The sequence below is a fragment of the Pseudoalteromonas luteoviolacea genome, from assembly GCF_018100925.1.
Taxonomy (GTDB): Bacteria; Pseudomonadota; Gammaproteobacteria; order Enterobacterales; family Alteromonadaceae; genus Pseudoalteromonas; species Pseudoalteromonas obscura.
This window is the reverse complement of the sequence record NZ_JAGJEH010000003.1, coordinates 109205-113462: the sequence shown is the minus strand read 5'-3', so window position 1 is coordinate 113462 and position 4258 is coordinate 109205. Positions and strand designations below refer to the sequence as shown.

Here is a 4258-nt window from a genome sequence, read left to right as displayed (position 1 = left end):
CGTTAAGTCAAAATAATAAAAGGCTGGTGGCACATTGCACACCAGCCGCATAATAAATAAAAAGAGATGGAAATGTCACAGAAGTATTATCTAAGAGAAAGTGTTTACGTCGAACCATTGGTAAACAACTGGTACGCATGGCCAAACCTTTTATCTCCATTTCAGTATGCTCTATACATGAATAAAACTCATCTAAGGTTGATGAAGTCATTTGCCAACAATCATGAACTGCATATTATGGCGAATGAAAACAAAACCATTGCAGGTGGTGGGGAGTTTGTTGATTGTAAAGCTGAGCAGCTGGAGGATGTTAAATCACTTATCAATAAATTTGAAACAGATGATGCGCTCTTTGGTGAGTTGGCCGATGCGCTAAAATCCCTCAATGCGATGCTCAAGCAACACGTCAGTGGCGAGTCTTTAGAACCGCTTTATAAGCAGGTACCTGACTTACTGAAAGGGTATGTGGAGCTAGTTATGGATAGTAACCACAACCCGAGCTTCCGTGTTATCGAGGGGTTGGTCTATCAAAGTGAATATTACAGAAAAGATCTGCAATCGGTCTCTTTAGGTGTCTTAAATGAAGAGATGGAAAGGCCATTTGTACTGAGCACGCCAAGGTTGCCAGATACGGACCACATTCATATCAGGGAACCCTTTGACAGTGAATTCTGGGATACCTTATTTAAAACCCGGACCCAGCCAATTTCTAAACAGGAAATTGAAGCCTTGTTTGAAGGCAAGCAGTGTACAGGTGGCTTAAATATTTTCGAACTATTCACTACCGAAGCACCAGCTGGTAGTGCACAAGAGATAGAGGCGACATCTGTTAAATATATTGGTCATGCAGGTTTACTGTTACAAACACAAAATGTATCCATTTTGGTTGATCCCGTTGTAGCCAACATCACATCAAAAAATCGCGAGCAAGCGATTGGTTTTGCGCAACTACCGGAAAAAATAGATTACATTTGTCTTACACACAATCATTCAGATCACGTCAACTTAGAGACTTTATTGCAGCTTCGCCACAAGACAAGTCGTATTTTAGTCCCTAAAAACAATGGCGGTTCATTGTTAGACCCGTCGCTCAAAATGATCCTCAGGCAATTAAAGTTTGATGTAATTGAAATTGATGATTTAGAAGTGATTGATGTCCCGGACGGTAGCATTACCGGCATTCCGTTTTTGGGTGAGCATGGCGATTTGAATATAAGAAGTAAAACTGGCTGGTTATTCCAACTTAACGGTAAAAAAATATATGCCGGTGCTGACTCCTCTAACTTAGAACCCATCATGTATGAAAAGCTGAGCGCTTACTTTGGTGAATTAGACTTAATGGCGATTGGTATGGAATGTGTCGGTGCACCATTTACATGGCTATATGGGGCCCTTTTCACTGAGGCTGTGCCAAGAAATATAAAGGAATCGCGCAGACTCAATGGCAGTAGTTTTGAAACGGCTTCTCAAATCACCAATGCATTGAAACCAAAAAATGTGTGGATTTACGCTTTAGGCTTGGAGCCTTGGTACAACTACTTTATGGGTCTTGATTATAGCGATGACTCTGAACAGATAGTGCAATCTATGCAAATGGTGGAGTTTTGTCAGGCACAAGGCATTCCAGTTGAGCGTTTATGCGGCAAAAGTGAAATTAAGTTTTAGGAGACAAACATGGGATTGATGTCAATCAATGACTTAGTTGAAGTTGAAGGTCAGCCACTGGTACTCAACGTGGACCTGCAAGGCGAAAAAACCTTGGATTGGGCGCAGCGAAATCGCGCCGAATTAGAATCGTTGGTGGCAACCAATGGCGCGGTTTTAATTAAAGGCTTGAAGGTGGTCAGTACCGGGCAATTCTCAAAACTGTTGCAAACCATTTTTCAAGGGCCGCTGCTAGAGTATCAATATCGCTCAACTCCGAGGACAGGGTTGAAGGGCAATATCTATACGGCAACCGAATATCACGCCAGTGAAACTATTTTACAGCACAATGAAAATGCTTATTCAAATGAATGGCCACTGCGACTCGGTTTTTTGTGCATGCAACCGTCGCCAGTAGGCGGGGAAACGCCGATTGCAGATAGCTGCAAGTTATATGAGTTAATTCCACAGGAGATAAGAGACAAATTTGAGTCCAAGCAGCTTAAGTATGTCAGGAACTACTCTGATGTCGATTTGCCTTGGCAAGAAGTGTTTCAAACATCCGATAAGGGAGAAGTAGAAGCATTTTGTCGTCAAAAGAACATTAATTTTGAATGGTTACCCGGTGATAGATTGCGAACGTGGCAGATAAATCCAGCATCCATTGTTCACCCGGTTTCAGGAAAAAAAGTGTGGTTTAATCAGGCCCATTTATTTCATGTTTCTAGCCTTGGTAAAGATATGAAGGAAAGTTTGATCAATAGCTTGGGTAAAGAGTTTTTACCGAGAAATGTGTACTTTGGCGATGGCAGTGAAATTGATGAGTCTGAGTTACAGCTGATCCGCGACTTGAACCAAGACTTGCGAATTAAGTTTAAGTGGGAAAAGCATAACTTGATGCTAATTGATAATACGCGGTTTAGCCATGGCAGAGAGCCGTACGAGGGAAATAGGAAAATCCTCGTAGGTATGTCAGCGCCCTCTGGTTTTCAATCTATTTAATAGGACTAGATATGACAAGTAAGTCTTTGAACGTAAAGTGTAACAGCTTTAAAGTGAGTGCTTTATTCGCGGCGGTATCAGTATTTAGTCCAGTCTACGGCGCTAGCTTTTCTGAGATCCATCAATGTTATGCAAACAAGCGTAGTGCAGGTTCTAGCATTCAAATCACTAAGGGTAACCAAGTGTTGTATTCGGGGGCGATAGGACTTGCTAATGTCTCTACTGGCGAGCAGCTTGATCAAGATAGCGTGTTGGATATTGGTTCGATAACAAAGACTTACACCGCTGTTGCCGTGTTGCTTCTCAGCGAAGAGAAAAAAGTTAATCTCGAAGCGCCACTTGGCACCTATGTCAAGTCTATCCCTGATGGATATAAACATGCAACTGTCGCCCAGATCCTGTCGCATATTGCAGGGTTTCCTGATTACCTAAGTGATTCGAGAGTTTGGGGGTTGTGGCACCGAGATAGGGGATTGGACCGTGTCGTTAAAAGTATCACTCGACGTAGGCCTTACCAAGAGCCACTCAACAGTTACGAATATTCAAACACCGGGTATATTTTACTGGGTAAATTGATTGAAGAAGTATCTGGGCTGTCTTATCGTGAATTTTTAGAACAGCGAATATTTGAGCCTTTTGGGCTCAAAAATACCTATGTTTTTGAGCAACCTTCTCAACATAAAACGGTTGGCTATTTCTCAGATCCAAAAGTACCTGAGAAGCTCTACCACCCCGAAAAGGTAAGTAGGACGTGGATGCATGCTGCAGGTGCTATCTCATCCACGGTATCGGATCTGAGCCAGTTTTTTATGATGTTGAATACCGGCAAAATTTTGTCTGAATCGTCTTATCAGAGAATGGTGAAAAAAGCTAAATTGAGCGACGGCACAGAAGTTGATTATGGCTTAGGCGTAAATATTAGCGAAATAATCGGCGTACCGACCATCTACCACGAAGGCCGCGTGCCAGGTTATACATCTTGGAGTGCGTATTTCAAAGACTTGGGCATCAATGTTGTTGGCCTTTCTAATAATGAGGGTATCCACCCTGGCCCGGCAACCTTGCATATGGTTGCTGAGTACACCAAGTTACTACCTGCCAGAATAAGCCTAGTTGCAGATAAACCTGCTGAAATAGCGCTGTTGGGCCACTATCAAAAAACCGATGGGGAGCGGTTTGAGATAAAACGCAGTGGTACGGATTTAATCTTGATTGAAGAGGGTGGCGAAGAAGTCATCGAGTTAAGAGAAAACAACTCTTATAGCCACAAGTGCAGCGGGAACTTTTTTACCCTCGAGCAAAGTGGCGGCGAGGCTGTGCTGACGTTTACCGATCTTTATAGAGGTGAGCGCACATACGCCAAGAGAGTTTCGAAGCAAGGTGCTCAGGCAGGCTCTTAGTATACAGCGAGTTTTAAAAATACGTCGAAATGGCTGTAGAGTTTCAATGTCCTTGTGTTTGCAAGGTGTTGATATTGAGGCTTTATAGCACTTTCTATGAAACGTCGTGGTCGTTGCCAAGCCAATAAAACCAAAAGGTTAAAAATAGGCGCGTACACCACGTTGAGCAAATAAATATTAACGATAAAAATAGAACTGAAAATTTAGCAATA

Annotated in this window: 3 protein-coding genes; all 3 read left to right on the top strand. The window is 42.5% G+C overall.

Annotation, left to right across the window (positions count from 1 at the left end):
* Window positions 1–72 precede the first annotated feature (72 nt).
* Genes J8M00_RS06560 through J8M00_RS06550 form a run of 3 tightly spaced genes read left to right on the top strand, consistent with a single transcriptional unit; the run spans window position 73 to window position 4046 of the window.
* Window positions 73–1665 (top strand): MBL fold metallo-hydrolase, encoded by a 1593-nt coding sequence (locus tag J8M00_RS06560; protein WP_211009519.1) that lies wholly within the window; start codon window positions 73–75, stop codon window positions 1663–1665.
* Window positions 1666–1674: 9 nt separating this feature from the next.
* On the top strand, window positions 1675–2646 hold the full coding sequence (locus J8M00_RS06555; protein ID WP_247687272.1) for a TauD/TfdA family dioxygenase: 972 nt from the start codon (window positions 1675–1677) through the stop codon (window positions 2644–2646).
* Between the two features lie 11 nt (window positions 2647–2657).
* Window positions 2658–4046, top strand: coding sequence for a serine hydrolase domain-containing protein (locus tag J8M00_RS06550; RefSeq protein WP_211009518.1), 1389 nt, complete (start codon window positions 2658–2660; stop codon window positions 4044–4046).
* Window positions 4047–4258 lie beyond the last annotated feature (212 nt).

Excerpts from the sequence above, each read along its gene's own strand:
- J8M00_RS06560 (WP_211009519.1), top strand. The coding sequence starts at position 73 with ATGTCACAGAAGTATTATCTAAGAGAAAGTGTTTACGTCGAACCATTG.
- J8M00_RS06555 (WP_247687272.1), top strand. The coding sequence starts at position 1,675 with ATGGGATTGATGTCAATCAATGACTTAGTTGAAGTTGAAGGTCAGCCA.
- J8M00_RS06550 (WP_211009518.1), top strand. The coding sequence starts at position 2,658 with ATGACAAGTAAGTCTTTGAACGTAAAGTGTAACAGCTTTAAAGTGAGT.